The organism is Achromobacter xylosoxidans (assembly GCF_001457475.1).
Taxonomy (GTDB): domain Bacteria; phylum Pseudomonadota; class Gammaproteobacteria; order Burkholderiales; family Burkholderiaceae_B; genus Achromobacter; species Achromobacter xylosoxidans.
In genome coordinates this window covers 2,287,292-2,313,360 of sequence record NZ_LN831029.1, presented here as the reverse complement: position 1 = coordinate 2,313,360, position 26,069 = coordinate 2,287,292, and the positions used below count along the sequence as shown (strand labels likewise).

The 26,069-nt window shown below is 66.8% G+C and carries 31 protein-coding genes and 1 tRNA gene; 12 read left to right on the top strand and 20 right to left on the bottom strand.

Going from position 1 to position 26,069, the window contains the following annotated elements:
• Positions 1-23: 23 nt before the first annotated feature.
• The 3 genes from AT699_RS10445 to AT699_RS10435 all read right to left on the bottom strand — a co-directional run bounded on the left by AT699_RS10445 (position 24) and on the right by AT699_RS10435 (position 1,773).
• Complete coding sequence (locus AT699_RS10445) at positions 24-236, bottom strand: hypothetical protein (protein ID WP_006218759.1); 213 nt, start codon at positions 234-236, stop codon at positions 24-26.
• A gap of 364 nt (positions 237-600) precedes the next feature.
• Entirely contained in the window at positions 601-825 is a 225-nt protein-coding gene (locus tag AT699_RS10440) for a hypothetical protein (protein ID WP_006388020.1), read from the bottom strand.
• Positions 826-867: 42 nt separating this feature from the next.
• Complete coding sequence (locus tag AT699_RS10435) at positions 868-1,773, bottom strand: DMT family transporter (protein WP_026385316.1); 906 nt, start codon at positions 1,771-1,773, stop codon at positions 868-870.
• 160 nt (positions 1,774-1,933) lie between these two features.
• Between AT699_RS10435 and AT699_RS10430 the strand changes: the two genes are divergently transcribed.
• Both AT699_RS10430 and AT699_RS10425 read left to right on the top strand, forming a co-directional pair.
• On the top strand, positions 1,934-2,404 hold the full coding sequence (locus AT699_RS10430) for an Lrp/AsnC family transcriptional regulator (protein WP_006388018.1): 471 nt from the start codon (positions 1,934-1,936) through the stop codon (positions 2,402-2,404).
• 112 nt (positions 2,405-2,516) lie between these two features.
• Positions 2,517-2,750 carry a hypothetical protein gene (locus AT699_RS10425; RefSeq protein WP_020927062.1) on the top strand — a complete coding sequence of 78 codons (234 nt, stop codon included), beginning with the start codon at positions 2,517-2,519 and terminating at the stop codon, positions 2,748-2,750.
• Between the two features lie 87 nt (positions 2,751-2,837).
• On the opposite strand, the gene AT699_RS10420 is transcribed toward AT699_RS10425, so the two are convergent.
• The 3 genes from AT699_RS10420 to AT699_RS10410 all read right to left on the bottom strand — a co-directional run bounded on the left by AT699_RS10420 (position 2,838) and on the right by AT699_RS10410 (position 5,015).
• Complete coding sequence (locus AT699_RS10420; RefSeq protein WP_006388016.1) at positions 2,838-3,431, bottom strand: BPSL1445 family SYLF domain-containing lipoprotein; 594 nt, start codon at positions 3,429-3,431, stop codon at positions 2,838-2,840.
• A gap of 246 nt (positions 3,432-3,677) precedes the next feature.
• Complete coding sequence (locus AT699_RS10415; RefSeq protein ID WP_006388015.1) at positions 3,678-3,932, bottom strand: hypothetical protein; 255 nt, start codon at positions 3,930-3,932, stop codon at positions 3,678-3,680.
• 219 nt (positions 3,933-4,151) lie between these two features.
• Positions 4,152-5,015: a MurR/RpiR family transcriptional regulator gene (locus AT699_RS10410; RefSeq protein WP_026385315.1), complete on the bottom strand. Its 864-nt coding sequence runs from the start codon at positions 5,013-5,015 to the stop codon at positions 4,152-4,154.
• A gap of 150 nt (positions 5,016-5,165) precedes the next feature.
• Between AT699_RS10410 and AT699_RS10405 the strand changes: the two genes are divergently transcribed.
• Together AT699_RS10405 and AT699_RS10400 are read left to right on the top strand one after the other, a co-directional pair.
• The gene (locus tag AT699_RS10405; protein WP_024068419.1) at positions 5,166-6,167 is read left to right on the top strand and encodes a Bug family tripartite tricarboxylate transporter substrate binding protein; all 1,002 of its coding nucleotides are present in this window, start codon (positions 5,166-5,168) and stop codon (positions 6,165-6,167) included.
• A gap of 9 nt (positions 6,168-6,176) precedes the next feature.
• Positions 6,177-7,130 (top strand): M14 family metallopeptidase, encoded by a 954-nt coding sequence (locus AT699_RS10400; RefSeq protein ID WP_006388012.1) that lies wholly within the window; start codon positions 6,177-6,179, stop codon positions 7,128-7,130.
• An 89-nt stretch (positions 7,131-7,219) separates the two neighbouring features.
• On the opposite strand, the gene AT699_RS10395 is transcribed toward AT699_RS10400, so the two are convergent.
• From AT699_RS10395 to AT699_RS10385, 3 genes are all read right to left on the bottom strand, one after another.
• Positions 7,220-7,654, bottom strand: coding sequence for a GNAT family acetyltransferase (locus AT699_RS10395; protein ID WP_006388011.1), 435 nt, complete (start codon positions 7,652-7,654; stop codon positions 7,220-7,222).
• A 290-nt stretch (positions 7,655-7,944) separates the two neighbouring features.
• Positions 7,945-8,862, bottom strand: a complete 918-nt coding sequence (locus AT699_RS10390) for a PhzF family phenazine biosynthesis protein (protein ID WP_024068418.1) — start codon at positions 8,860-8,862, stop codon at positions 7,945-7,947.
• A gap of 135 nt (positions 8,863-8,997) precedes the next feature.
• Entirely contained in the window at positions 8,998-9,303 is a 306-nt protein-coding gene (locus AT699_RS10385; RefSeq protein ID WP_006388009.1) for an NIPSNAP family protein, read from the bottom strand.
• A 172-nt stretch (positions 9,304-9,475) separates the two neighbouring features.
• Between AT699_RS10385 and AT699_RS10380 the strand changes: the two genes are divergently transcribed.
• The 6 genes from AT699_RS10380 to AT699_RS10355 all read left to right on the top strand — a co-directional run bounded on the left by AT699_RS10380 (position 9,476) and on the right by AT699_RS10355 (position 13,447).
• Positions 9,476-9,874: a VOC family protein gene (locus tag AT699_RS10380; RefSeq protein WP_024068417.1), complete on the top strand. Its 399-nt coding sequence runs from the start codon at positions 9,476-9,478 to the stop codon at positions 9,872-9,874.
• Positions 9,875-9,933: 59 nt separating this feature from the next.
• The gene (locus AT699_RS10375; RefSeq protein WP_024068416.1) at positions 9,934-10,209 is read left to right on the top strand and encodes a hypothetical protein; all 276 of its coding nucleotides are present in this window, start codon (positions 9,934-9,936) and stop codon (positions 10,207-10,209) included.
• 64 nt (positions 10,210-10,273) lie between these two features.
• A complete protein-coding gene (locus tag AT699_RS10370; protein ID WP_024068415.1) occupies positions 10,274-10,951 on the top strand; it encodes an NUDIX hydrolase in 678 nt (225 codons plus the stop codon).
• Positions 10,952-10,967: 16 nt separating this feature from the next.
• The gene (locus AT699_RS10365; RefSeq protein ID WP_024068414.1) at positions 10,968-12,362 is read left to right on the top strand and encodes an MFS transporter; all 1,395 of its coding nucleotides are present in this window, start codon (positions 10,968-10,970) and stop codon (positions 12,360-12,362) included.
• 279 nt (positions 12,363-12,641) lie between these two features.
• The gene (locus AT699_RS10360; protein WP_006388004.1) at positions 12,642-12,800 is read left to right on the top strand and encodes a DUF6726 family protein; all 159 of its coding nucleotides are present in this window, start codon (positions 12,642-12,644) and stop codon (positions 12,798-12,800) included.
• A 209-nt stretch (positions 12,801-13,009) separates the two neighbouring features.
• On the top strand, positions 13,010-13,447 hold the full coding sequence (locus AT699_RS10355) for a hypothetical protein (protein WP_024068413.1): 438 nt from the start codon (positions 13,010-13,012) through the stop codon (positions 13,445-13,447).
• Positions 13,448-13,540: 93 nt separating this feature from the next.
• On the opposite strand, the gene AT699_RS10350 is transcribed toward AT699_RS10355, so the two are convergent.
• From AT699_RS10350 to AT699_RS10305, 10 genes are all read right to left on the bottom strand, one after another.
• Positions 13,541-13,617 (bottom strand) — tRNA-Pro (locus tag AT699_RS10350).
• Between the two features lie 291 nt (positions 13,618-13,908).
• Positions 13,909-14,340: a MerR family transcriptional regulator gene (locus AT699_RS10345; protein WP_006388002.1), complete on the bottom strand. Its 432-nt coding sequence runs from the start codon at positions 14,338-14,340 to the stop codon at positions 13,909-13,911.
• A 57-nt stretch (positions 14,341-14,397) separates the two neighbouring features.
• A complete protein-coding gene (locus AT699_RS10340) occupies positions 14,398-14,736 on the bottom strand; it encodes an integration host factor subunit alpha (protein WP_006388001.1) in 339 nt (112 codons plus the stop codon).
• 3 nt (positions 14,737-14,739) lie between these two features.
• On the bottom strand, positions 14,740-17,157 hold the full coding sequence (gene pheT / locus AT699_RS10335; RefSeq protein WP_006388000.1) for a phenylalanine--tRNA ligase subunit beta: 2,418 nt from the start codon (positions 17,155-17,157) through the stop codon (positions 14,740-14,742).
• Positions 17,158-17,170: 13 nt separating this feature from the next.
• Positions 17,171-18,193 (bottom strand): phenylalanine--tRNA ligase subunit alpha, encoded by a 1,023-nt coding sequence (gene pheS / locus AT699_RS10330; RefSeq protein WP_006387999.1) that lies wholly within the window; start codon positions 18,191-18,193, stop codon positions 17,171-17,173.
• Positions 18,194-18,270: 77 nt separating this feature from the next.
• Entirely contained in the window at positions 18,271-18,630 is a 360-nt protein-coding gene (rplT, locus tag AT699_RS10325) for a 50S ribosomal protein L20 (RefSeq protein ID WP_024068411.1), read from the bottom strand.
• Positions 18,631-18,647: 17 nt separating this feature from the next.
• Positions 18,648-18,845 (bottom strand): 50S ribosomal protein L35, encoded by a 198-nt coding sequence (gene rpmI / locus AT699_RS10320; RefSeq protein WP_006387997.1) that lies wholly within the window; start codon positions 18,843-18,845, stop codon positions 18,648-18,650.
• Between the two features lie 456 nt (positions 18,846-19,301).
• Positions 19,302-20,864: a YifB family Mg chelatase-like AAA ATPase gene (locus AT699_RS10315; protein ID WP_049051311.1), complete on the bottom strand. Its 1,563-nt coding sequence runs from the start codon at positions 20,862-20,864 to the stop codon at positions 19,302-19,304.
• 85 nt (positions 20,865-20,949) lie between these two features.
• Positions 20,950-21,201 (bottom strand): accessory factor UbiK family protein, encoded by a 252-nt coding sequence (locus AT699_RS10310; protein WP_024068408.1) that lies wholly within the window; start codon positions 21,199-21,201, stop codon positions 20,950-20,952.
• A 289-nt stretch (positions 21,202-21,490) separates the two neighbouring features.
• Positions 21,491-21,925 (bottom strand): DUF5339 family protein, encoded by a 435-nt coding sequence (locus tag AT699_RS10305; protein WP_024068407.1) that lies wholly within the window; start codon positions 21,923-21,925, stop codon positions 21,491-21,493.
• 543 nt (positions 21,926-22,468) lie between these two features.
• Between AT699_RS10305 and AT699_RS10300 the strand changes: the two genes are divergently transcribed.
• Positions 22,469-22,807 (top strand): P-II family nitrogen regulator, encoded by a 339-nt coding sequence (locus AT699_RS10300; RefSeq protein ID WP_006218735.1) that lies wholly within the window; start codon positions 22,469-22,471, stop codon positions 22,805-22,807.
• A gap of 31 nt (positions 22,808-22,838) precedes the next feature.
• Positions 22,839-24,077, top strand: a complete 1,239-nt coding sequence (gene amt / locus AT699_RS10295; RefSeq protein WP_006387995.1) for an ammonium transporter — start codon at positions 22,839-22,841, stop codon at positions 24,075-24,077.
• Positions 24,078-24,296: 219 nt separating this feature from the next.
• Here amt and ptsP read toward each other — a convergent pair whose 3' ends face one another.
• Positions 24,297-25,991 (bottom strand): phosphoenolpyruvate--protein phosphotransferase, encoded by a 1,695-nt coding sequence (ptsP, locus tag AT699_RS10290; RefSeq protein ID WP_026385254.1) that lies wholly within the window; start codon positions 25,989-25,991, stop codon positions 24,297-24,299.
• Positions 25,992-26,069: the final 78 nt, after the last annotated feature.

The following is a 26,069-nucleotide window of genomic DNA, read 5'->3' as shown; positions in this document are numbered from 1 at the left end:
GCTTCCGTACAGCGCGCGAGCGCCTAGCGGAAGATGTTTTCCTCGACCCAGTTCTGCGCGAATATCTCCGCGCGATCGCGTGCCTCGTCCAACGAAGCGCAGTTGCCCAAGTGGGAAAACGCGGCATCCACTTCGGTGCCGCCCTCGGCCGTTACCGTCAGCAATACGCCATATCCGCCGGTATCCATGGCCGCTGTGGAAACGTCGATCAGTACTTCCTGGTCACGATGCTGCATGTGCTACCTCCCAGTCGGTTACCTAAACGCGTGAACCACGCGTGACGCATGCGGGTGCAGAATTCCCGCGCTATGAATAGACCTGAATCCGTCACGCAAGTTCATCTTACCGGCGGCGCGCGCGCCGCGATACGTCCGGACGCAGCCAAATCGAACAAACCGTCTCAGGAGATTCCCGTAGCCCGCCCGGACAAGCGCGGACATCGTGAAATATCACATGAACATTCGCAAGAAATGGACGGAATCCCCCGCGTCGACGCGTACGTCATGAACCTGTAGCGGAATCGGAGGGGACGAATCATGAGGACGGCCGGAATCGGCCTGGAGATGAACAGCGGCGCCGGCCGGCGCCGCTCCATCCGCCCTAGCGCAAATGGATGGCGCCGGGTTCTTCCATGCGCAGCGCCAGCTTGCCTTTTTCGGTGATCACCCAGGCGCCCCCGGGGCCGGCATCGATGCAACGTAAAGTCTGCAACGCTTCGGCCACGTGCGCGGGCACGCTGGTCTGCACGGCGCCCGGTTCCGAATTGTCGGCAACGATGCGCAGCCAATGTCCCAGTTCGCCTTTCTCGAAACGATGCAATGCCATGCGTGACTCTCAGTTCAATACTGCAACGATAGCATGCCGGCCCTACGACGGCCGCAGCGCCAGGGGACGGCGCGACGCCAGCGCCGACCCCGCCACGCTCAATGCGATCAGCCCCAGCCCCAGGGCCAGGTCCGGCGAAATGCGCTCATGGAACACCAGCGACGATACGATCAGGCCGATGACGGGCACGCACAGCATCGCGATCGAGGTCGCCACCGGCGGCAGTTTCTGCGTCATGCCCAGCACCACGATGAAAGTCAGCGCGGTGGCCAGCGGTCCGGTATACAGGATCACCGGCCAGGCATCGGGCACGGCCAGGAACAGCGGGGCGCCATCGCGCAGCCATGCCAGGGCCGCCAGCGGCACGGTGGCGATCGCCGTCTGCCACGGGATCATGTCGGCCCCCAGCCGCACATGGCGGTTGCCACGCAACTGGATGATGTTGCAGGCCCAGGCGAAAGACGCGCCAAGCAGCATCACCAGGCCGATCACGGTATGCGCCTGCCAGGGGCTGAACGCCGGCGCCACGATCACGCCGATGCCGGCATAACTGAGCGCGGTGGCCAGCCATTGCGCCGCCGACAATCGCTCCTTGAGGACCAGCGAGGACAGCGGAATGACCCAGATCGAGGTGGCGTATGCGATCACCGATGCGCGTCCCGGCGCCACGTATTGCAATGCCCACAGCGCCAGCGCCGTGAACGCGCCCATCTGCAGCAGCGCCACGCCGGCCACCAGCGGCCACTCCTGGCGCGTCGGCCATCGCAGCCGCCGCAGCGCCGCCAGCACCACCACGCTGATCAGCGCCGCCGAGCCAAAGCGGCTGGCCGCCAGCCAGAGCGGACTCATGTGCGCCAGCCCCAGTTTCATGACGGGCCAATTGCCGCCCCAGATCATGACCGCCCCCGCCAGGGGCCAGAACTTGCGCAACGTGCTCTGCTGAATCATTACCGCCACATCTACCGCTTGAATATTCCGCACCTTGGCCAATTCGCCAAATAAAGGAATAGTCTATAGGGTAAACCCCAGCATATTTCACCTCAATTCACCGCAGGAACGGGCATACTCGGCACAAATGCATTGCCCATCCACGAACGACAGGTCTGTTATGCCGGATATCAACCTGGATGCCACCGACATCCGCATTCTCAACGAACTCCAGCGCGACGCGCGCCTGACCAACGTCGAGCTGGCCGCGCGCGTCAATCTCTCGGCATCGCCTTGCCTGGCGCGCGTGCGCCGCCTGGAAACCGAAGGCCTGATCGACCGCCGCGTCACGCTGCTCAACGCGCGCAAGCTCGGCCTGAAGGTCAATGTGTTCATCCAGATCTCGCTGGACAAGCAGCGCAAGGCGGCGCTCGATGTGTTCGAACGCGAGATCGCCGTGCTGCCGGAAATCATGGAGTGTTACCTGATGTCCGGCGACGCCGACTACCTGATCCGCGCCCTGGTGCCCGACGTCGACGCGCTCGAGCGCCTGATCGTCGAACACATCACGCGCATTCCCGGGGTGGCCAGCATCCGTTCCAGCTTCGCGCTCAAGCAGGTGCTCTACACCACCGCCGTCCCGCTGGGCTAGGCGCCGCGCAAGGCCCGCGCGCTTGCGGGATCGGGCTGCCAGCCCCACAATGAAAAGCGTCCGGCCCCGGAGCGAGGCCGGCGCCCCTTCATCGCTTAGCAAGGAGTCCACCATGCCTGAAACCGACTGGTACCCCGGCAGCACGCTACCCGATCGTCAGGGCTACTTCGAAGTGGCATTCGACACCGGAGAAACCGAAATCACGCGCTACGGCATCCTGGGCTGGGAACCCGCCGAGGAACGCGGCCGCATCCTGCGCTGGCGCGGCCTGGATCCGAAGATCGAAGCCGCCGAAATCGAACGTGAAAGCGCGGTGCGCAACCACGGCGACGACATCCTGCGCTGAAGCGCGCCTTCTCAACGCAAAACGCCGCGGCCTGCGCCGCGGCGTTCTTGTTTGCGTCGTCGGCCGCAGGGCCGGCCGCGACGGTCTTTACATATCGATCTTCGCGATCTTGGTGCCTTCCAGCGACACGCCCGCCATCAGGCCGCCGTTGTTGAGCACGAAACCCACCACCGGTTGCTGCGCCGTATTGGTATCGATACGGCCGTTGGCGCCGATGTTGACCACCGCCACGGTGGCATCGGCGCCCACCGTCCAACCGTTGCTGTTGCGGAATTTGTTCAGGGCTTCATCCGTCATGAACAGCACGAACATCGCCTTGGACTGCGCGCCGGCCTGGAAGCCGATCGAACCCGCCGTGGTGCTGTAGTAACCGGCGTTGGCGCCGCCGACACGCAGCACGCCCTTGCCGTGTTGCGCACCGATGAAGAAGCTGCCGCTCAACACGTCAGGGAAGATCAGCACGCCCTTGGCGCGCGCGACCAGGTCCTTCGATTGCGGCGCGGCTTCGTACAGCTTGCCCAGAGACGCGTTGGCCGCGCTGTTGATCGACTGCCGCTGCTCCGTGGCGGAAGCATTCGATTGCGGCGAAGTCGTGGTGCAACCGGCAAACAACAGGCCGGCCACGCTGATGGTCGCGGCGGCCAGACCGACGCGGCGCAGGACAGGAAAAGTGTCGAACATGGAACTCTCCTTTTTTGTTGTCATCCGTTATCCACTCTACCGGCCTCGAGCATGGGCGCAAGGCACATGATGTGATAAACGAAACAAAACCTACCGGGCCGGCGTTCCACGGAACCCATGCCGGACCATGGGTGGCGCAAGGCGCCATGCCCGCTTGCGCGGCCCGCCGGAGCAACATTTGGTAGGGCAATCCGCGTCTCGATACCAGCCTGCAAGCCGAGCGAAACCCGGCCGAAAATGGCATTTTCAGAGAATGCCGTAGCGCGGTTCACCAGTAGCCAGATCCACCGAGACGATGCCGGACAACACCAGTTCGGCATGCCGCCGCGCCACGCCCTCATCGGCGAAGGTCACGAAACGCGGCAGCGACCAACGCCGCCGGAAGGCCGCATCGCCCGCCCGCGCCACGCTGATCTCTATCGCCAACACACCGGCGTCGAGACTGACGACTTCGCACTGCACCTCGAAGCCATCGATGCGACGCTGTGGCCACACATCCATATCCTCCTCTCCTGAAATCCGCTTGATCCGCCCGCAATATGCCAACAAAAAGCGGGCTTGAAAAGCAATGTTTTCAGGGGGTTATGGAGTACTAGGACGCATGGTGCCGACGTATCTGGACAAGCGCGATAAAGCCCTGAATCCAGGCCGTTTCCGCGGCACCGGCGCGCACACGCGGGGGCGCGCCGGACACGCCTGCGCGCCCTGCTCCGCCGCCACTCAACGCGCCGGCGGATGGATCCATTGCGCGTCCCACAAGGCCTCGCCGCGTTCGAGCGTCGCGGCCAGTTCCTTCTTGCGGCGCAGCGCCACCGCCGCCAGCAAGGCATTGCAGATCGACAATGCCGCCACGTGCGAATCGAATGGCGACGCGCTGGAGGTGCGCGCCAACAGCACATGGTGTGCCTGGGCCGCGGCCGGCGCCGCGGCCGAGTCGGTCACCAGCACCACCTTGCCGCCACGCTCCCTGAAGACCTTGACCGCATTGGCCGCGGCCACCGAGTAGCGCCGGAACGTGAACGCCAGCAGCACATCCTGCTCGTCCAGCCACAACAGCTGGTCTTCCAGGAACAACGGCCCCGATGCCGTCATGGCGCGCACGCCCGGCAGGCACAGGTTCAGGTACAGCGCCATGTGGCTGGCCAGCGGCGCGGCCTGGCGCAGCCCCAGCACGTGCACGCGCGCGCGGCGCTGTGTCAACAACCGCACCGCGGCCTCGAACGCCGCCACGTCGATGGCGGCAAAGGTCGTTTCCAGGTTGTGCTGGTCGTGCAGCAAGGCGTTGCGCAGGCAGGCCTGCGCCGATGGATTGTCGACGCTGACCGCGTCGGCCCGCTCTCCCGGCGAGGCCAGCCGCGCCGTGAGTTCGGCGCGCGCCTGCATCTGCGCCTGGGCGTAGCTGTCATAGCCAAGCTTGGCCAGCAGCCGCACCACGGTTGACGCGCTGGTGCCCACGTTGCGCGCCAGCGCCGTGGCGGACTCGAGCAGGCCCTGGGGATAGCGCGCCTGCATGTCCTCGACCAGGCGCCGTTCGGTCTTGGTCAGTTTCTTGTCGTAGGCGGCGATGCGCTGGTGCAGATTCACGATGCGGGCGGACTCCAAGGTGCCGGGCTCCGGCCGGATCACGGCCTAGGTGATAACCCCAAATTCAACAACGTTCATTGCAGACTATATTTCGTTTTGCAATGCATATTGCAGAATAGATCGAACCGTTATTCCCCACAAGAGAGCTTCATGAAGCACCCGTCCGAGGCCTTGTCGCCCGCCCGCCGCCAACTGCTGATCGCGGGCCTGGCCGCCGCCTTGCTGCCCCTGTCGGCCCGCGCCGACGCCGCCTATCCCTCGCGTCCCATCACCCTGGTGGTGCCCTTTCCCGCCGGCGGTTCCGTCGACCTGGCCGGCCGGCTCTATGCCGAAGTGCTGGGCAAGATCCTCGGCGTCACCATCGTGGTCGAGAACCGCGATGGCGCCGGCGGCGCCATCGGCAGCCAGCGCGTGGCGCGCGCCAAGCCCGACGGCTACACGCTGGTGGCCTCGTCGCAAAGCTCGCACCTGGCCAACCCGCTGATGCATCCCAACCTGGGCTATGACCCGATCAAGGATTTCGCCTCGATCTCGCAGCTGGCGCGTTCGCCCAACGTGCTGGTGACCAGCGCCGCCCTGCCCGTCAAGGATTTCGCCGGATTCATCGCCCACCTGAAGGCGCACCCGGACGATGTCCACTTCGCCACCGCCGGCGTCGGCAGCATGGGGCAGCTCAACGCCGAACTGCTCAAGCACACCCTGCAGGTCGGCGCGGTGCACGTGCCTTATCGCGGCGGCGCGCCGCTGCTCAACGCGTTGCTGTCCAACGAGGCCCAGTTCGCGCTGGATAACCTGGCGCCCTTCCTGCCCCACATCCAGGCCGGCAAGATGCGCGCGCTGGCCGTGGCCGCGCCCAATCGCCTTCCCTCGCTGCCCGACGTGCCCACCTTCGCCGAGCTGGGCTACCCCGTGCTCAATTCAATGTCGTGGATCGGACTCGCCGCGCCCGCCGGCACGCCGCCCGTCGTCCTGCAGAAACTGCTGGAGGCGGTGCAGACCGCCGCCCGCCAGGAAGCCACGGCGCAGTCGCTGGAAAAGAGCGGCGCCCTGCCGCCCGAATTGCAGTCCCCCCAACAATTCACCGACATGATGTCGCAGCGCCTGGCCTTGTACAAAGACCTGATCGACCGCGCCGGCATCCGTCCGGAATAGGTTCCCGCCATGTCCAATCCCGCTTTCGCTCCCGACACCGCGCCGCTCGAGGTCCTGCCGCGCGACCTGTCCGCCTATCGCCAGGGCAACACCGGCATCGACTACGTGCACCGCTTTGAATCGGGCAAGCCCGGCCCGCACGTGCTGATCAACGCCCTGACCCACGGCAATGAAATCTGCGGCATGGTGGCCGCCACCCACCTGCTCGATACGGGCGTGCGCCCCAAGGTCGGCACGCTTACCGTCAGCTTCGCCAACATGGAGGCGTACAACGCCTTCGACATCGACAACCCTTACGAAAACCGCCAGCTGGTCCACAACCTGAACCGTATCTGGTCGCCCGAATGGCTCGACGGCAACGAACAGAGCCCGGAACTGCGGCGCGCGCGCGAACTGCGCCCGGTGCTGGATGCCGCCGATTACGTGCTGGACATCCATTCGACGCGGGCGCCGGTGCAGCCGTTCTGGGTCTATCCCGAAATGGCGCGCAACGCCGCGCTGGCCGCCGCCGTCGGCGCCCCCGCGGTGCAACTGGTGATGCCGGCCGGCCGCTTCCCCGGCACCGGCGTGCTGAACTACGGCCGTCATGGCGACCCCGCTTCGGACAGCGGCGGCGCGCTGGTGGTCGAATGCGGCCAGCATTTCGCGCAATCGGCCGCCACGCTCGCCACCGACGTCACGCTGCGCTTCCTGGCGCACCTGGGCCTGGTCGACACGCCGGCCGGCAACGCGCCGTCCACGCCAGCCCAGCCCTTCCGGCTGCTCGAAGTCCATATGGTCAAGTCGGAAGACTTCACCTTCACCCGGCCGGTGCTCGGCTTCGAGGTCTTCGACAAGGGCGACCTCATCGCCATCAACGCCGGCGAGGAAATCCGCTCGCCGTGCGACAACTGCACGATCTTCATGCCCACCCGCATGCCCATCGTCGGCCGCGAGGCGGTATACCTGACCGAGCCGATGTGAAGGCCAGGCTTGCGCAATCCGCAAGCCCGGCCGGCGCGTCGCCTGGCGGTCAGTCCGGGCGCGAGGCGGCCGCGCCCCCCCTCCCCGCATCACAGGTCTGGAATCAGGCGCTTGCCCAGGCTGATGACCTCGTCCTGCTGGAACCCCAGGCTGGCGTAGAAGTCCTTCACCGCCAGATTGCCCGAACGGATCAACAGGTTGATCTTGGGGCAGCCCATCTCCAGGAACTTGCGTTCCAGCGCCCGCATCAGCGCCGACGCGTAGCCACGGCGCTGATGGGCCGGCGACACCGCCAGGTAGTTGACCCAGCCGCGGTGGCCGTCATAGCCGCCCATCAACGTGCCGACGATGGCGCCGTCCGCCTCGCCGACCAGGAACAGGTCGGATTGCACGGTCAACTTGCGCGCCACGTCCTTGCGCGGATCGTTCCAGGGCCGCGTCAATCCGCAGTCGGTCCACAGCTGGATGATGGCGGCTTCGTCCGCCGGATGGAAAGACCGGATGGCCAGTTCGGGATGCTTCATGCTTCGTTCCTCTCGATGGGAAAAACGAAGGCCGGGCGCTACGCCTCGATGGCAGGAAAGCAAAGCGCGCATGCCGCGCAAACAAAAAGGCCACGAGGGGTATCGTGGCCTTCTGGATGGAACGCCGGGAGAATCCGGCGCTCGAACACGGCTTGCCACTCAACGCAGGCGTCGAGTGATTCGTCGGTTGTCCGCCCGGGCCGGCACGGCCGGCGGGGCATGATGGGTGCGGTGCATGGCGGCCAGCATACACGACCGCGATGCGCCGCGACAAGCTCGCGCCGGCGCATTCAGGCCGCGGCGGGCGCGGGCAGCGTGCCCTCCATCACCACCACCGCCTGGCCGGCCACGCCAGCCCACACGCCGTCCGGGCGCACCTCGGCGTGCGCCAGCAACAGGCTGGCGCGTCCCATGTCCACCCCCTGGCCCACCCGCAGACGCAGCGCGCCCGCGCCCCGCAGCGCCGCCCGCAATGCCGTCGCCGCGCCCGTCGCGCTGCCCGTGGCAGGGTCTTCGGTCATGCGGCCGGTGAACATGCGCGCCTGGATATCCGTGGGTCCCAGCGCCGTATCGGCGCCGCAATCGGTGGTGTAGGCATAGATGGAGCGGGCGCCATCCAGCGGCAGCAAGGCCGCATAGCCCGCCGGATCCGGCCGGGCGCGACGCAGTGCGTCGCGGCTGGCCAGTTGCACCACCAGGAAGACCAGCCCCACCGACACCACCTGCGGCGCATGTTCGGCCAGCAGGATATCGGCGGGCGCAAGGCCCAATGCGCGCGCCGCGGCCTCGGCCGTCACCTGGCTGGCGAGGGTCAAAGGCTGCGGCGCGGCCAGTTCGGCGCCCAGCAGGCGGCCGTCCTCGCCATACCGCAGATCGATGCGCACCAGGCCCGCCTCCTCCTCGAACACAAAGCGCGCCGGCGCCGGCTGGCCGGCCGCGATCATCTCGCGCGCCAGCACTACCGCCGTCCCCACATTCGGATGGCCCGCGAACGGCACCTCGCGGTCGGGCGTGAAGATGCGCACCCAGGCCGTGTGCCCGGCATCGCGCGGCGGCAGCACGAAGCTGGTTTCGGAATAATTGAATTCGCGGGCGATGCGCTGCATCTGCGCGGTGTCGAGGCCGTCGGCCTCCAGCACCACCGCCAGCGGGTTGCCCTGATAGGCGTGCTCGGTGAAGACATCGGCGGTGACGTAGCGGTAGCGCATGCTGGTTCCTTCAAAGGGATGGCGGATGCGGAAAATTATCCGCACCGCCCGCGCCGCGCGACAGACACAGAGCCGCCGAAATCCGGGCATAACAGGCGCGCGGTCGGATCAGGCCCGCCCCGCGCCGCGCGATGCTCAGTCGAACACGGGGCGGAAGAAGCTGCGCTCGTAGCTCAGGATGCAGCGCGTGTCCTCGGCGTACTTGAACGCCGCCTGGCATTGCGCGTCCTGCATCGACTGCTGGCGATAGCGCTCGTACTCGGCCAGGCTCGGGAACGTGAACAAGGCCAGCGCGATGTTGTTGGCGCCTTCGGACGGCAGGAAATAGCCATGGTGCGTGCCGCCGAACTTCTCCACCAGCGGAATCCACATCTTGCCGTAGGCTTCGAATTCCTTGAGGCGGCTGGGGTCGATGACGTAACGCAGATAGCAGGTAACCATGAAGACTCCATGAGGGTAGAAGGGAAAGCGGATGCCGATCCGGCGCCGTCGCCTGCATGGCTTCCCAAAGGGCACGCGCAGGCCCTAGGCAGTGCAGCGACGGCCTGGGACAATCCCACAACCCGCCCCGCGCGTCAACGCGGCCCGCCCCTCGCATCCCACCGTCCGCCCCATGAACCTGATCTCGCACGTGGAAATCCCCGCCGCCGACCTCGAACGCGCCATGCATTTCTATGGCGAAGTCTTCGGCATCGCGTTCGACGGCATCGTCGACCTGCACGACAGCAGGATGGCCTATTTCCCGTTCCAGGAAGGCCGCGACGGCGCCAGCGGCGCCCTGGCCGAAGGCCCCGTCTACCTGCCGACCGAGGCCGGCGCCGTGGTCTACTTCGCCGTTCCCGACATCGACGCGGCGCTGCGCCGCGCCGCCGCCCTCGGCGGCGCCGTGCTGTTCCCCAAGACCCCGGCGGGCGAGTGGCTGGTGGCCGAGATCCGCGATAGTGAAGGCAACCGCATCGCGCTGCAGGCCAGGATCGCCCCCGCCCCGCCCAAAACGGCCGGATTGGGTTAAAACTACCGCTTTGTGCCCGGCCCCGTCGCGACACATCCCGTCCATCCGGAGACGCCTCGTTGGCTTACTTTCTCACCCAGGTCCTGGAACCGCGCCTGTGGATCCTGACCCTCGCCGTGCTGCTAGCGCTGCGCTGCGTGCCGCTGCGCGGCTGGCGCGGCATCGCCGCCACCGGCTTCACCGCCGGCATGGTGTTCGACACCATCCAGTTCCGCGTCGGCCCGCCGCGGCTGTGGGACAACATGGTGCTGGACTCGATGCTGGCGGCACTGTGCATCGCCGTGGTCCTGCAGCTCGCCCTGTCGGCGGCCGCCAGGCTGCGAACGCGCGGCTGATCCCGGCCCGGACGTTCCCCCCTCAATCGAAGCGCGGATCTCCCACCCCGACAAGGAGCGCGACATGGCCCCCCTGGACAGCGATGACGGCGCGACGCGACCGCCCGCCATCCTCGCGCCCCGTCAAGCCATCCTCGACACGATCCTGGACGGCGTGCGGGCCCAGCGGATTCCCGCCGCCATCGATTGGCCCGCCGCCCGACTGCACTTTCCCGACAACGACGGGCAATGGAAATTCTCCGCCGTGCTGGTTGCGATCGTGCCGCGCAGCGATCCCACGATCCTGCTCACGCGGCGCGCCTCGAGCCTGAAGGAATACTCGTCCCACGTCAGCTTTCCCGGCGGACGGCCCGAAGACGGCGATGCCAGCGTCGGCGCCACCGCCCTGCGCGAAGCCTGCGAAGAGATCCTGCTCGATCCCGGCGCCGTCGAGCTGGTGGGCTGCCTGCCGCTGCACAAGACGCGCAAGCGCAATCACGCCATCTTCCCCGTCATCGGCCTGGCCTCGCCCGCCGCCGCGTGGCAGGCGGCGCCCGCCGAGGTCGACGAGATTTTCGAGTTCCCCTTCTCGGCGCTGCTGGACCCGGACCTGCCAAGACAATACGCGGACGGCGAACGCGCCGGCGCCTGGTACTGGGCCGGACAAGAGCACGACATCTGGGGCGTCACCGCCCTCATCCTGAAATCGCTGGCGGCCCTGGCATCCTGTCCGGCCGGCGCGCCCGCCTCACCCTCACGCTAGGTCCACCGCCACCGACATGACCCATGACGCCGATGATGCAGGCTTCGAGCTCCCCAGGCGCTATTTCGCCGCGGCCGCCATCCTGATCGGCGTATTCATGTCGGCGCTGGACAGCTCCATCGTCAACATCGCCCTGCCGACCATCGCCAACGATCTCGACGTCAGCGCGGCCGCCGTCATCTGGGTGGCGAACGGCTACCAGGTGGCCAGCGCGGCCACCATGCTCATCTGCGCATCGCTCGGTTCCAGGATCGGCGAACGGCGCTTCTACACGCTCGGACTGGTGCTGTTCACGCTCGCGTCGCTCGGCTGCGCACTGGCGTCCAGCTTCCACGCGCTGGTGGCGCTGCGCGTGCTCCAGGGCATCAGCTACGCCGTGCTCATCAGCGTCGGCTACGGCCTGTACCGGGTCATCTTCCCGGCCAGCTCACTGGGCACCGTGTTTGGCCTGAACGCCCTGGTATTCGCCGTCGGCACGGCGCTCGGCCCGACACTGGGCGGGCTCATCGTCTCCTATGCCTCCTGGCCCTGGCTGTTCTACATCAACCTGCCGCTCGGCCTGGCCGCGATCGCCTGCTGCTACCACGCGCTGGGCCGGGACACGCACCAGGAACGCGGCTTCGACCTGCCCGGCGCGATCACCTCCGCCGCCGGCTTCGGCCTGCTGGCGCTGGCCGTCGACCAGATCGGCCGCTGGGACAACCGCACCGTGCTGCTGCTCGCCGGCGCCGCGCTGGCGCTGATCGCCCTGTTCGCCTTCGGCCAGACCCGCGCGCGGCATCCGCTGCTGCCCCTGGACATCTTCAAGTCGCGCCGTTACTCCTTCGCGGTGCTGACGTCCCTGACCATGTTCATCTCGCAAGGCATCGCGCTGGTCGCGCTGCCGTTCGTGCTGCAGGACGCCTACGGCTACACCGCCCTGGAATCCGCGCTGGTCTTCACCCCGTGGCCCATCGCGGTCGCCGTCTGCGCGCCGTTCGCCGGGAGGCTCGCGAACCGCTTCAACGCCACCCAGGTCTCCAGCATCGGCGTCTTCACCTTCTGCCTGGGACTCGGCTCACTCGTGCTGCTGCCCGCCGATCCGGGCACCGGCGATTTCCTGTGGCGCGTGGCGCTGTGCGGCATGGGCTACGGCTTCTTCCTGCCGCCCAACAACAAGGAAATGTTCGCCAACGCCGCCAGGAACCGCACCGCCACCGCCTCCGGCGTCCTGTCTACCGCGCGCACCACGGGCCAATCGCTGGGCGCGGCGCTGGTGGCCGTGGTGATCGCCCTGGTCGGCAAGGAAACCGGCGCCGCCTCGGGGCATTTCTCGCGCTATGTCTTCGCCCTGGCCTGCTGCATCGCCGCGCTGTCGTTCTTCGCCAGCCTGGCACGCGTGTACCGCCAGCGCGGCCAGGCGCCGCTGTGAGCGGCGTCGCCGATGGCGGATGCAAGCTGAAAAGGCTGAACGCTGAAAAGGCGGAACGCTCGATAGGCTGAACGTTCACGGCGGGTTGAGCATGATGGGGATGGCGTGACCAGCACCTTCACTCGTATTGCCCTGCCACGTTACATCCTGAGCGCCCTCGCGCAAACGTCATTACATTCGCCGCTCAATTCCCCACTATTCATGACCGGCCCGCGGCGCAGAATCCAGGCATTGCGCCACGGCCACGCCCGCGGCGCCCATCCCTCGCCGACGAATCCCATGAAGTGGTTGCTGATTTCCCTGCTCTGCCTGTCCTGTACGGGCTGCGGCCTCGCCGCCGCGCCCTGCCGCGTCACCTCCGCGGTCATCAAGATCGTGCCGGTGGTGGGCGGCGTCGCCGCCGCGCCGACCGATGCCTGCGCGGAAGTCATCGACTGACCGCGACCCGCGTCAACCGGGTTGGAAAAACGCGCGGCGCTTGCCCGCGCGATGCGGACAAACGCAAAAGAATATCCGCCTCCAGCTGACGGCCTTCGACTATTGGAACGAAACTTTACCGATGCGCTCATCTGGTTTTTTTGCCTTCTCAAAGGCAAAAGGCGCTGACTATACTCGCGCACCCAACGTGTTCGACCGGAGGCTTCCAAATGCTAAAAAGCATCTGCCGCATTGCTCCCGCCGTCATCCTGCCGCTCACGCTATCCGCCTGCATGGGCCTGTCCGTCTACTCGCCCACGCGCAACAAGCTCAATGCGCAGGTCGGCAAGAACATCAATGAAATGCTGCCCGCCTGGCCGCCCGAGACCGGCGCCAAGCCGTTCGTGAACAAAGTCGATGACCAGACCACGAGCTACACGTATGTCTATGGCTACCATCCGGGCCACTACGAAGGCCGCGGCTATTCCACCAACGGCCCGATGGGCACGACGTATGGGTCCTACTGCGCCTACGTGCCCGAATACACCGACTGCGCGGTGATCTTCTACACCGACAAGGCCGGCACCGTGCTGCGCTACGACATGAAGACGAATGGGAAGATCAGCTACAACTCGTGCGGGGAGTACATCAGCGGGTTCAGGTTCTGAGCTGAAGACGCCATCGGCACATCGCATGCGATGTGCGCCCGGAAATGAGAAAGGGGGTTAGTGATTTTCATCACTAACCCCCTAGGGTATTGCTGGTCGGGACGGCGGGATTCGAACTCGCGACCCCTTGCACCCCATGCAAGTGCGCTACCAGGCTGCGCTACGCCCCGAAAGAAAAAGAGTATAGCAGACCTAAAAAATGTTTGCACGCATTGGTGCAAAAAAAGTGCCGAATACTCAAAAAAAATTTGCGTGCCCTACGCAATGCCCGCAACACTCACAGGCAAGGCTCGCGCATGGCACGCAAGGTACTGAATGGCGGACTAAACCACAGGATGAGCTGCACTATGCGACAGAGTGAACTACAGGTCTCAGCGCTCCATGCACGCCGCGTTCAACGACAACGCGCATGGCGCGGGGCCATCAACTCGGATAGACGGCGGTGCAATGCACCGCCATGCTCAGGCCGTGGCGTTGGCGCTCACCGCATTGCCGCTCGAAGCCGTAGCGGCCGAGCCGAGCGCCTCGCCCAGCATCGTCGACACATTGCCCAGCTCGTTGCGCAGGGCCTGCATCTCCGCGCCGCTCAGGCGCACCGCGGCATCCTGGTCGTGTGGCGTGTCGCGCGCATCGCCCAGACGGTTGCGCGCGCCGCTGATGGTGAAGCCTTGCTCGTACAGCAGGGAACGGATGCGGCGGATCAGCAGCACTTCATGGTGCTGGTAATAGCGACGGTTACCGCGCCGCTTCACCGGCTTGAGCTGCGTGAATTCCTGTTCCCAATACCGCAGGACATGAGGCTTGACGCCACACAGGTCGCTGACTTCACCGATGGTGAAGTAACGCTTGGCGGGAATGGGCGGTAAGGTAACGGTGGATTCGGTACGTGTCATAAGAGAATTCTATGCCGCGATGCGTCGAGAGCCGATAACAATTACCGACAAAGCGTATCACTCCTCGGCGTCTGGCGCCGCGGGCGTGGCCTGTTCGACGACGCTCTTGAGTTTCTGACTCGCGTGGAACGTGACCACGCGGCGCGCGGCGATGGGGATGGTTTCGCCGGTCTTGGGGTTGCGCCCCGGGCGCGGCGGCTTGTCGCGCACCTGGAAATTCCCGAAGCCCGAAAGCTTGACGGAGTCACCGCGCGCCAGGGCGTCGCGGATTTCCTCGAAGAACGTATCGACGATGTCCTTGGCTTCGCGTTTGTTCAGGCCGACCCGCTCGAAGAGCAGTTCGGCCAGCTCGGCCTTGGTCAGGGTGCGCGGCTCGGCAAGCATACTGTTCCCCATGGTTCAAGCGCGCTGGCGCGCGCCGTGGGCACTGACCAAAGCGTCTTTGATGCGTGCCAGGCAGGCGGCCACCCGGGCTTCGTCCAGTGTGACCTCAGTGTCCTGTAGCCAGAAACGGAACGCAAGGCTTTTCTCGGCCACGGGCTGGTCGCCCTGGGGCTTTTCGCGCCAGACGTCGAACAGGCGCACGTCCTGCACCACGGCCAGCTGCGGGTCGGCCTTGACGGTCGCCGCCACCGTGTCCAGCATGGACTGGACGGTCACGGGCGCATCGACCCACAGGGCCAGGTCGCGCACCACCACGGGCTGGCGCGACAGCTCGCGCACCTGCGGCAGCTCGCCTTCGGAGAGCGCCTGCACGTCCAGCTCGAACACCACCGGCGCGTGCGCCAGGTCGGCCTGCTGCGCCCAGCGCGGATGCAGCTCACCGAGCCAGCCAACCTGCGTGCCGTCCAGCGTGATGCGGGCGCTGCGGCCGGGATGCAGCGCGGGGTGGGCGGCGGCCTCGAAACGCAGACGGGCGCCACGCGCGCCGAACAGCGCCTCGACATCCATCTTTACGTCGTAGAAATCGACCTGGCGCGCCGGCACGCCCCACTGCTCTTCCACCGACGGTCCCCATGCGGCGCCCGCCAGCTTGAGCGGCTGGCGCACGCCGGCCACTTCCAGCGGACCGTCCTTGGCGGCATCGTCGCGCGCGAACACACGACCCAGTTCGAACAGGCGCACGCGGGTCTGCTTGCGGTTGGCGTTGTGGCGGATGTTGGCCACCAGGCCGGCGATCAGGCTCGAACGCATCACCGACAGATGGCTGGCGATCGGGTTGACCAGCTTGACCGGCGTGTCGTTGCCGGCGTAGTCGCGCTCCCACTCGGCTTCGACGAAGCTGTAGTTGACGACTTCCTGGTAGTCCTGCGCCGCGGCCAGGCGGCGCAGCGCATGCGGGCCGCGGCGCACTTCGGGCTGCGAGAACATCTTGGCGCGCGCCAGCGGCGGCACGGTGGGGATGTTCTCGAAACCGTAGATGCGGGCCACTTCCTCGATCAGGTCTTCCTCAATCTCGAGGTCGAAGCGATACGACGGCGGGGTGACGACGAAGTCGTCGCCATCGAGCGTGAATTCCAGGCCCAGGCTGCCGAAGATCTTTGCGACTTCGGCCTGCGTGACCGGCACGCCCAGCACGCGATGGCAGCGCGCCAGGCGCATGCGCACCGGCTCGCGCTTGGGCAGGTTGACGATCTGGTCGTCCAGCGGACCGGCCTGGCCGCCGCAGATGTCGACGATCAGGCGCGTGATGAATTCGATGTGCTGCGGAATCGTGGCGAAGTCCACGCCGCGCTCGCCGCGGTGGCTGGCCTCGGAGCTGAACTTGTAGCGGCGCGCGCGGCCGGCCAGCGACTGCGGCCACCAGAACGCGGCTTCCAGATAGATGTTCTGCGTGTCGAGGGTGACCGCCGTGGCCTCGCCCCCCATGATGCCGGCCAGGCTTTCGACCTGGTCGCCTGCCACCACCACGCCGACCTTCGAATCCAGCGTGACGGTCTGGCCGTTCAGCAGTTCGAGCGTCTCGCCTTCGCGGGCCCAGCGCACCGACAGGTCGCCGTGGATCTTGTCCAGGTCGAACACGTGCGAGGGCCGGCCCAGTTCCAGCATGACGTAGTTGGAGATGTCCACCAGCGCCGACACCGAACGCTGGCCGGCGCGCTCCAGGCGCGTCTTCATCCAGGCGGGGGTCTGCGCGCGCGCATTCACGCCGCGGATCACGCGGCCGCCAAAGCGGCCACACAGGTCCGGCGCCTCGATCCTGACAGGACGCAGCTCGTCCAAAGTCACGGGCACGGCCTTGGCGGTCGGCACCGACAGCGGCGCGCCGGTCAGCGCGGCCACTTCGCGCGCCACGCCCAGGATCGACAGGCAGTCGGCGCGGTTGGGCGTCATCTTCAGCGTGAAGAGCGTGTCGTCCAGGTCCAGCGCTTCGCGGATCGACTGGCCCGGCGCCATATCGGCCGGCAGCTCCAGCAGGCCGGCATGGTCCTGCGACAGGCCCAGTTCGCGCGCCGAGCACAGCATGCCCGACGATTGCACGCCGCGCATCTTGGCCACGCCGATCTTCATGCCGCCGGGCAGTTCCGCGCCGACGCGGGCCAGCGGCACCTTCAGGCCGGCGGCCGCGTTGGGCGCGCCGCAGACGATCTGCAGCAGCGCGCCGGAGCCATCATCGACTTGGCAGACGCGCAGCTTGTCGGCGTCCGGGTGCGGGGCGATCTCGACGATGTGCGCGACCACCACGCCCGTGAACGCGGGCGCGGCCGGCACGGTGTCTTCGACTTCCAGGCCGGCCATGGTGAGCCGGTGCGCGAGTTCGTCGGTTGCGATCGGAGGATTGACCAGCGTACGCAGCCAGGATTCGGGAAATTGCATGATCAGCCGTCTGTTATTCGTTGAACTGGCGCAGGAAGCGCAAATCGCCTTCGTAGAACTGGCGCAGGTCGTTGACGCCGTAGCGCAGCATCGTCAGGCGCTCCAGGCCGGAACCGAAGGCAAAGCCGATATAACGTTCAGGGTCAAGGCCGAAGTTGCGCACCACCTGTGGGTGCACCTGGCCCGAGCCGGAAATTTCCAGCCAGCGGCCGCGGTTGGGACCCGACGTGAACATCATGTCGATTTCGGCCGACGGTTCGGTGAACGGGAAGAACGACGGGCGGAAACGCACGACGAGATCGTCGCTTTCGAAGAAGCAACGCAGGAAATCGGTATACACGCCCTTCAGGTCGGCGAACGAGATGTCCTCGGCGATCCAGAGCCCTTCCACCTGGTGGAACATGGGCGAGTGCGTGGCGTCGCTGTCGACGCGATAGGTGCGCCCCGGCGCGATGACCTTGATGGGCGGCTTGTGCATGCGGGCGTAACGCACCTGCATGGGGCTGGTGTGCGTGCGCAGCAGCAGCGGCAGGCCGTCGGCATCTTTCATGTCGACGTAGAACGTGTCCTGCATGGAACGCGCCGGATGGTCCAGCGGGTTGTTGAGGGCGGTGAAATTGGTCCAGTCGTTCTCGACTTCGGGGCCGTCGGCCACGTCGAAGCCGATGGAGCGGAAGATTTCTTCGACCCGCTCCCAGGTCCGGATGACCGGATGAATGCCACCCGGCACGCGACCGCGGCCCGGCAACGATACGTCAATGGTTTCGGAGGCCAGGCGGGCATCCAGCTCCGCTTGCGCCAAGGCGGCGCGGCGCAGATTCAAAAGCTCTTCGACCTTCTGCTTGGCCTGATTGATCCGGGCGCCCATGTCGCGCTTCTGCTCGGGATCGAGCTTGCCCAGCCCCTTGAGCAGGACCGTCAGCGCGCCGTCCTTGCCCAGGAAACGGGCCTTTGCGTTTTCGAGCGCGGCGGCGTCGGTGGCCGCGGCGAACCGTTCTTGCGCCTGGGAAACCAGGTCGTCAACCGATTGAGTCATGAAATCCAGCCTTCAAAACGCAAACGGGGCCATTACAGCCCCGTTTGCAGCGATGCGCGATGAGTTAAAGCGCGCGATCAGGCAGCCAAGGCAGCCTTGGCTTGCTGCACGATGGCGGCAAAGCCGGCCTTGTCGCGCACGGCCAGATCGGCCAGGACCTTGCGGTCGAGTTCGATCGCAGCCTTCTTCAGGCCGGCGATGAACACGCTGTAGCTGACGCCATGTTCGCGGACGGCGGCGTTGATACGCGTGATCCACAGCGCGCGGAACGTGCGCTTCTTGTTGCGGCGGTCGCGGTAGGCGTATTGGCCAGCGCGCATGACCGCTTGCTTGGCGATACGGAACACATTACCGCGGCGGCCACGGTAACCCTTGGCGGCGGCAATGACTTTCTTGTGACGTGCGCGGGCGGTAACGCCGCGTTTGACGCGAGGCATAGTAGATCTCCCTTATATCAAGCGAAAGGCATCATGGCTTTCACGGAAGCCACGTTGGTCTCGTGAACCGCCGCCGAACCGCGCAGCTGGCGCTTGTTCTTGGTGGTCTTCTTGGTCAGGATGTGACGCTTGAACGCCTGACCACGCTTGATGGATCCGCTGCCGCGAACCTGAAAGCGCTTTGCGGCGCTTTTCTTGGTTTTCATCTTGGGCATGATGATTCCCTAAACTGAACGCATTGTTGATTTACATGACGCGAGGTGCTTGTCGCAAGGCGGTTGGCGACGCCCCAAGCCACGAAGGCGGAAACGTTCGACCTACACCATTGCGGCAAAACTTGAGGACCTCTTGCCACTTCTTGGGGGTACTGCTGGGGTACTTCTGAGGTACTACTGAGGTACTTCTGGGGTATTACTCGAATACCCCCAGGGCCATGAATCCCGGCTTGCGCCATTCGGCTGCCGCCAGGGCATTTGGCCCGGCCTTCCCCGCACCGCCGGCAAAAAAGTAGCCTGGATCCGGGAAAGCCTTTGATTATATGGTGATTTCCCTGGTTTTGTCGAGCCGGGACACGGCGCCGGACAACATGGCAGCACAACCAGGGACGGACCAGGGGAAACAGAACCACGCACCGAGGCGGACGCCCCAGCCCCGGGGCAGACGATCCGCCATCATACCCCCGGCCGTCGATACTGCACCGCCTGGGCCACATGGCTGGCCTGCAGCGTATCCGCCCCGTCAAGGTCGGCGATGGTCCGCGCCACCCGCAGGGCGCGATGCAGCGCCCGCCCGGATCCCGCCAATCGCCGCATCGCCTGCAACAACAGCGCCTGGGCGGACGGGTCCATGGGGCAATGACGCTCCAGTTCGGCGCCGGCCAGGCCGGCATTGGACTTGCCCTGCCGTGCCAGCTGGCGCTCGCGGCAACGCGCCACTCGCGCCCGCACTGGCGCCGACGCCTCGCCGGGCGGTCCCTGCAGGCTTTCCAGATCGGGCGGCGGCAGGGTCACATACAGGTCGATCCGGTCGAGCAGCGGCCCCGAAACCTTGCCGGCATAACGCGCCACCTGGTCCGGCGTGCACTGGCAGGCCCGGCGCGGGTGGCCGCGCCAGCCGCAGGGGCACGGATTCATCGCCGCCACCAGCTGGAAGCGGGCGGGGAACTGGGCGGTGTGCAGGGCGCGGGCGATCACCACCCTGCCCGTTTCCAGCGGCTCGCGCAGCGCCTCGAGCGTGCGCCGGCTGAACTCGGGCAGCTCGTCCAGGAACAGCACGCCGTGATGGGCCAGGCTGATCTCCCCGGGACGCGGGCGGCCGCCGCCGCCCACCAGCGCGAACGGGGACGCGGAATGATGCGGGGCGCGGAACGGCGGCGTGCCCATGCGCGCGTCCGGCGCGCCGGCCAGCGCGGCAATGGCCGCGACCTCGAGCGCCTGCGTGCGCGCCAGCGGCGGCAGCAGGCCGGGCAGGCGCGCGGCCAGCATGCTCTTGCCGGCCCCGGGCGGCCCCACCATCAAGAGACTGTGGCCGCCCGCGGCCGCCACTTCAAGGGCGCGCCGCGCACCGGGCTGGCCGCGCACGTCCGACAGGCACGGCGCCGGCGGCGCGGCCGGCCAGCTCGCCGCAATGGCGTCCGGCAAGCGGCAGACGCCCGCCACATGAGCCGCCACATCCGCCAGGCTGCGGGCCGACAGCACCCGCAGGCCCTCGACCCAGGCCGCCTGTTCGGCGCTGCCGGCGGGCAGGATGAGCGTGGCGCCGGGCGACTCCCGCGCCACGCTCAGCGCGATCACCAGGGCTGCCGAGACGGGTACCAGCGCGCCCGTCAACGACAATTCGCCCGCCAGCACCAGGCCGGCCAACAGCGGATCGGGCGCGGCGGCATCCGCCGCGCCCGCGCCCCCTTCCCGCGCACCCTCTTCCCGCGCCCCCTCCTCCCGAGGCGCCAATTGTCCGGCGGCCAGCAGCAGGCCCAGCGCGATGGGCAGGTCGAAGCGGCCAGACTCCTTCGGAATGTCGGCCGGCGACAGATTGACCGTGATGCGGCCGGCGGGAAAATTGAAGCCGCTGTTGAGGATCGCCGCGCGCACGCGTTCACGGCTTTCGCGGACTTCGGTGTCGGGCAGGCCGACCACGTTGAAACTCGGCAGGCCCGGCCCCAGGTGCGTCTCGACGCGCACCGCATGGGCGTGCAGGCCACTGAGCGTGCGGCTGGCGATTACGGCAAGGGTCAAGGCGGTCTCCGAGGGCGATCGAAGGCCAGTATGCCGAAAACGAAAACGGCCGCGGATGCGGCCGTGGCAGAAATGTCCGCGCGGATTACTTGTCCAGGGCCGCCAGGCGCGACTCCAGCTGTTCAACCGTGGCGGACAACTGATCGACGCGCGCCCGCGTGCGCGCCAGCAGATCGGCCTGCACGTCGAACTCTTCGCGGGTGACCAGATCGAGCTTGGAGAACGCCTGCGTCATCAGGGCGCGCACGTTGCGCTCGACATCCGCCGCCGGGCTGCGGGCGATCAGGTCGGAGATGTTCTTCTGGATGTCTTCCATCCACTGGGTGCGATTGTTCATAGCGGCCTCACGATATTCTTGGTGCCTCAAGTGTAGTGCTTTCCGGCCCCACGCTCCGCCGCTGCGCGGGTCGCTGCCCCCCGAGGGGGCGTTTTTGCCTTGGGGCGGCCCGGCGGCAAAAAAAGGCCCCCACGCTCCGCCGCTGCGCGGGTCGCTGCCCCCCCGAGGGGGCGTTTTTGCCTTGGGGCGGCCCAGCGGCAAAAAAAGAGGGCGGGCCGCATGCGGTGACCGCCCATCAAAGCACAGGAGAAAACCGGGCCGCCTTGGGGGCAGCCCCCTACCAACATCGTTACTTGCAGCCCATCTGCGAAGCGGACTGCGCAAACAGGTCGGCCGACTGTTTGCATTGGGAGGCCAGCTGCGTCTTGTCGCTGATCGTGGCCCATTGAGTCTTGGCGGCGTCGAGCTGCTGCTTGAAGCTGGCCGCGGCGGGATTGGAGGCGCCCAGCTTGTCCATGCACGCGCTGACCTGGGTCAGGTAGGCATCGCACTCGGCAGGCAGGCCGGCGGTGGCGCCGGCGGGGGCGCCCGAGCCGGACGGCGCGGTCGTGGCCGGCGGCGTGGTGGCCGCGGGCGGCGTGCCCGGCGTGGTGGTGGACGGGGCCGGCGTGGTCGAAGCCGCGGGCGGGGCGGCCTTCTCGTCGCTCTTGTTGCAGCCAGCCAGGGCGGCCAGCGCGGCGGCCAGCGCCAGCACGGCAAAGGTCTTGCGTTGGGTATTCATCATTCCTCTTTCCTTTATTGCTTTTCGTATTCAGAGAGCCGCAACGCCGGAACCTCTTGTCGCGGCCCGATCAGGCCCTGCCATCGCAATGAGCCGGACTTGATTCTTCTTCAGCCTACCTTTGGCAACAAGCTTATGCGTGTAAACCCTCGTATCACGGCCCCGCCCCCTTTTTAGGCGTGAGCGTGCTCCGCTTTCAAGCTCCTGAAACCGCTTTCACGGACGCGCGAAGCCCGCCCCGCAAGGCTCGGCGGCCAGGCGCGCACGGCCATGGGCGATACGCATCACGCACCGCGAGCGCAACAGAGCGCGATCACACCGGCATCAACTGGCAACAAATGGCGGCGCCAGAACATATTCCGTTGCATTCCTCACCTTGGGGGCGGGATGCACCGGATTGAGGCTGGCAGATGGTGCATGACGCACCATGTTGGTGCGGTTCGGCACAACAAACGCGCCTGCCTCTATGCTTTCCAGGCATCGCCCCACATGGCATGGAATTTGCTTGATTGTCGATGCCAACGTGCAACCATGAGAGGAAATGCCATGAAACTCATCATCGCCATCATCAAGCCCTTCAAGCTCGACGAAGTGCGGGTGGCTCTATCCGGAATCGGCGTCCAGGGCCTCACCGTTACCGAAGTGAAGGGATTCGGGCGCCAGAAGGGCCATACCGAGCTGTACCGCGGCGCGGAATACGCCGTCGACTTCCTGCCCAAGCTGCGGGTCGAGGCCGCCGTGCCCGACCATCTGGTGGACCAGGTCATCGAAGCGATCGAACAGGCCGCCCGCACCGGCAAGATCGGCGACGGCAAGATCTTCGCCGCCCCCCTCGAACAAGTGATCCGCATCCGGACGGGTGAAGCCGGCGAAGCTGCGCTGTAGACAAATAAGAAAGACTCATTGGAGCCTGAAAATGGATAAAGCAGATATCTCCTGGTTGCTCGTCTCTACCCTCCTCGTATTGATGATGGCCGTACCCGGTCTGGCGATGTTCTATGGCGGCCTGGTACGCAGCAAGAACGTGCTGTCGGTGCTGCTGCAAGTGATGTGCACGTTCGTGCTGGGCCTGGTCCTCTGGTTCATCTACGGTTATTCCCTCGCCTTCACCGAAGGCAACGCATTCTTCGGCGGCCTTTCGCGCGCCTTCTTCTCCGGCATGTTCACGCCAGCCGACGGCAAGTACGCCATGTCGAACTCGCTGACCGAGCTGCTGTTCGCCTCCTTCCAGGCCACGTTCGCCGGCATCACCTGCGCGCTGATCGTCGGCAGCTTCGCCGAACGCGCCCGCTTTTCGGCGGTGCTGGTGTTCACGGTGATCTGGTTCACCTTCGCCTACATCCCCATTGCGCACATGGTCTGGTTCGCCTCGGAAACGGCGCCGGGCCTGCTCAATGCCAAGGGCGCGCTGGATTTCGCCGGCGGCACGGTGGTGCACATCAACGCCGGCGTGGCCGGCCTGGTGGGCGCGTATGTGGTCGGCAAGCGCGTCGGCTATGGCCGCGAAGCCATGCAGCCGCACAACCTGCCGATGACCTTCGTGGGCGCCGCGCTGCTGTGGGTGGGCTGGTTCGGCTTTAACGCCGGCTCTGCCCTGGCCGCCAACGAGAACGCCACCCTGGCCTTCTTCAACACCATGATCGCCACCGCTGGCGCCGTGCTGGCCTGGCTGTTCACGGAATGGGCCATCAAGGGCAAGCCTTCGATGCTGGGCGCCGCCTCGGGCGCCGTCGCCGGCCTGGTCGGCATCACCCCGGCCGCCGGCCTGGTGGGCCCGGTGGGCGCGCTGATCATCGGCGTGGTTGCTGGCGTGGTCTGCGTGTGGGGTGTCAATGGCCTGAAGCGCCTGCTGCGCGCCGATGATGCGCTGGACGTGTTCGGCGTGCACGGCGTGGGCGGCATCGTCGGCGCCCTGTTGACCGGCATCTTCAACGCCCAGGCCCTGGGCGGCCCGGGCCTGGCCGAGCCTGGCATGATCCTGGGCCAGCTCTGGGTGCAGCTCGAAGGCGTGCTGCTGACCATCGTCTGGTCGGGCGTGGTCGCCTGGATCGCCTACAAGATCGCCAACGCCCTGTGCGGCCTGCGCGTGCCGGAAGACCAGGAACGCGAAGGGCTGGACGTCACCAGCCACGGCGAATCGGCCTATCACAGCTGATCGTCACCCCCGCCCGCTGCCGGGCGGAGCCACGGGAAGCCCCCTCTTTGCAGGGGGCTTTTTTTCGTCCGGGCGATCCCGTTTCGAAGGCCGGGCCAGACGCAAGCGGCCTGCCCCCCCCCAAGGTGCCCCTCCCCCCGCGCCCGCCGGCGCAAAAAAAGCCCGGCGCATGCGCCGGGCTTTCCGTTCGTTGGGGCGAGGCTCCGGCGTCAGCGGCTCTCAGGCCAGGTCGAGCGTATCCAGATCCACCGGCAAGGCCCGGTTCAAGGCGCTGGCCACCTTCACGCGCAGCGCGTTGGTGTGCGCCCGCCGCACTTCCCGCTTCACGTCCAGCAGTTGCTGCGGATGCATGGAAAATTCGGTCAACCCCAGCCCCAGCAGCAGCCGCGTCATGCGCGAATCGCCGGCCATTTCGCCGCACACCGCCACCGGCTTGCCGGCCCGCTCGCCGGCATTGATGGTGTGGGCCACCAGCCGCAACACCGCCGGATGCAAGGGATCGTAGAGCGACGCCACGTCGTGGTCGCCGCGGTCGATGGCCAGCGTGTACTGGATCAGGTCGTTGGTGCCGATCGACAGGAAATCCAGCGCCTGCGCGAAGGGCTCGATCGCGATGGCGATGGCCGGCACTTCGACCATGGCGCCCACTTCCATGTGCGCCGCATAGGCCTGGCCGCGCGCATCCAGTTCGCGCCGCGCCGACTCGATGGCGGCCCGCGTCGCCACCACCTCGTGCATGTGGGCGATCATCGGGATCAGCAGCCGCACCGGCCCATGGGCCGAGGCCCGCAGGATGGCGCGCAGCTGCGTCGCGAACATCTCCGGGCGCGCCAGGCAGTAACGGATGGCGCGCTGCCCCAGCGCCGGATTGGTGGCCACCGTGGCTTCGCCGTCCAGCGTCTTGTCCGAGCCGATGTCGAGCGTGCGGATGGTGACGGGACGGCCCGCCATCACCTTCACGACGGACGCGTAGGCCTCGTACTGCTCTTCCTCGCCCGGCAGGTCCGGACGCCCCATGAACAGGAATTCGCTGCGGAACAGGCCGATGCCGTGCGCGCCGGAGGCCAGCGCCAGCGCCGCCTCTTCCGGCAGTTCGATGTTGGCGTGCAGGACGATGTCGATGCCATCGAGGGTGACGGACGGCTCGTCGCGCAACAGGCCGAGTTCGGCGCGCTCATCGGCGTAGGCGGCCTGGCGGCGGCGGTATTCCTGCAGGATGCGTTCCGACGGATTGACCACCACCGCGCCGGCGGCGCCGTCGATGATCAGCATGTCGCCGTCGCGCACCAGCTCGCGCACGTTGCCCATGGCCACCACGGCCGGCACGCCCATGCTGCGCGCCACGATGGCGGTATGCGAGGTCGGCCCGCCCAGGTCGGTGACAAAGGCGGCGAAGCGTCCGCCGCGCAGGCGCAGCATGTCGGCCGGCGAGATGTCGTGCGCCACCACCACCAGCGCCTCGTCGCCGCCCATGTGCGACATGTCCGGCAGGATGGCCGAGGTGCCGGACAGCACGTGCAGCACCCGCTCGATCACCTGGCGCACGTCCGCGCCGCGTTCGCGCAGGTATTCGTCTTCCATGGCGTCGAACTGCTGGCCCAGGATCTGGCCCTGCGTGGTCAGCGCCCATTCGGCGTTGTAGTGCCGCTCGGCGATCAGCGCCAGCGTCTGCTCGGCCAGCAGCGGGTCGCCCAGCAACAGGCTGTGCACATTGAGCATCGCGCCCAGCTCGCGCGGCGCATCGGCCGGCAGGGTGTCGGCCAGTTGCCGCAATTCCTGCTGGGCCGAGGCCAGCGCCTCGGTCAGGCGGCTGCTCTCGGCCGGCACGTCCTCGGGCGCGATGCGGTAGTGGGCGACTTCCAGCGCCGCCGCCCCCATGACCACCGCGCGGCCGATGGCGTAACCGCGCGCCACGCCCTTGCCGTACAAACAAATAACGGGGCTGGCTGAGCCATCCCCGTCATGTGCAAGAACCGCGGTACCGGCCGCGGA

Coding starts and splice junctions, on each gene's coding strand:
- AT699_RS10445 (WP_006218759.1), bottom strand. CDS start 236: ATGCAGCATCGTGACCAGGAAGTACTGATCGACGTTTCCACAGCGGCC.
- AT699_RS10440 (WP_006388020.1), bottom strand. CDS start 825: ATGGCATTGCATCGTTTCGAGAAAGGCGAACTGGGACATTGGCTGCGC.
- AT699_RS10435 (WP_026385316.1), bottom strand. CDS start 1,773: ATGATTCAGCAGAGCACGTTGCGCAAGTTCTGGCCCCTGGCGGGGGCG.
- AT699_RS10430 (WP_006388018.1), top strand. CDS start 1,934: ATGCCGGATATCAACCTGGATGCCACCGACATCCGCATTCTCAACGAA.
- AT699_RS10425 (WP_020927062.1), top strand. CDS start 2,517: ATGCCTGAAACCGACTGGTACCCCGGCAGCACGCTACCCGATCGTCAG.
- AT699_RS10420 (WP_006388016.1), bottom strand. CDS start 3,431: ATGTTCGACACTTTTCCTGTCCTGCGCCGCGTCGGTCTGGCCGCCGCG.
- AT699_RS10415 (WP_006388015.1), bottom strand. CDS start 3,932: ATGGATGTGTGGCCACAGCGTCGCATCGATGGCTTCGAGGTGCAGTGC.
- AT699_RS10405 (WP_024068419.1), top strand. CDS start 5,166: ATGAAGCACCCGTCCGAGGCCTTGTCGCCCGCCCGCCGCCAACTGCTG.
- AT699_RS10400 (WP_006388012.1), top strand. CDS start 6,177: ATGTCCAATCCCGCTTTCGCTCCCGACACCGCGCCGCTCGAGGTCCTG.
- AT699_RS10395 (WP_006388011.1), bottom strand. CDS start 7,654: ATGAAGCATCCCGAACTGGCCATCCGGTCTTTCCATCCGGCGGACGAA.
- AT699_RS10390 (WP_024068418.1), bottom strand. CDS start 8,862: ATGCGCTACCGCTACGTCACCGCCGATGTCTTCACCGAGCACGCCTAT.
- AT699_RS10385 (WP_006388009.1), bottom strand. CDS start 9,303: ATGGTTACCTGCTATCTGCGTTACGTCATCGACCCCAGCCGCCTCAAG.
- AT699_RS10380 (WP_024068417.1), top strand. CDS start 9,476: ATGAACCTGATCTCGCACGTGGAAATCCCCGCCGCCGACCTCGAACGC.
- AT699_RS10370 (WP_024068415.1), top strand. CDS start 10,274: ATGGCCCCCCTGGACAGCGATGACGGCGCGACGCGACCGCCCGCCATC.
- AT699_RS10365 (WP_024068414.1), top strand. CDS start 10,968: ATGACCCATGACGCCGATGATGCAGGCTTCGAGCTCCCCAGGCGCTAT.
- AT699_RS10360 (WP_006388004.1), top strand. CDS start 12,642: ATGAAGTGGTTGCTGATTTCCCTGCTCTGCCTGTCCTGTACGGGCTGC.
- AT699_RS10355 (WP_024068413.1), top strand. CDS start 13,010: ATGCTAAAAAGCATCTGCCGCATTGCTCCCGCCGTCATCCTGCCGCTC.
- AT699_RS10345 (WP_006388002.1), bottom strand. CDS start 14,340: ATGACACGTACCGAATCCACCGTTACCTTACCGCCCATTCCCGCCAAG.
- AT699_RS10340 (WP_006388001.1), bottom strand. CDS start 14,736: ATGGGGAACAGTATGCTTGCCGAGCCGCGCACCCTGACCAAGGCCGAG.
- pheT (WP_006388000.1), bottom strand. CDS start 17,157: ATGCAATTTCCCGAATCCTGGCTGCGTACGCTGGTCAATCCTCCGATC.
- pheS (WP_006387999.1), bottom strand. CDS start 18,193: ATGACTCAATCGGTTGACGACCTGGTTTCCCAGGCGCAAGAACGGTTC.
- rplT (WP_024068411.1), bottom strand. CDS start 18,630: ATGCCTCGCGTCAAACGCGGCGTTACCGCCCGCGCACGTCACAAGAAA.
- rpmI (WP_006387997.1), bottom strand. CDS start 18,845: ATGCCCAAGATGAAAACCAAGAAAAGCGCCGCAAAGCGCTTTCAGGTT.
- AT699_RS10310 (WP_024068408.1), bottom strand. CDS start 21,201: ATGAACAATCGCACCCAGTGGATGGAAGACATCCAGAAGAACATCTCC.
- AT699_RS10305 (WP_024068407.1), bottom strand. CDS start 21,925: ATGATGAATACCCAACGCAAGACCTTTGCCGTGCTGGCGCTGGCCGCC.
- AT699_RS10300 (WP_006218735.1), top strand. CDS start 22,469: ATGAAACTCATCATCGCCATCATCAAGCCCTTCAAGCTCGACGAAGTG.
- amt (WP_006387995.1), top strand. CDS start 22,839: ATGGATAAAGCAGATATCTCCTGGTTGCTCGTCTCTACCCTCCTCGTA.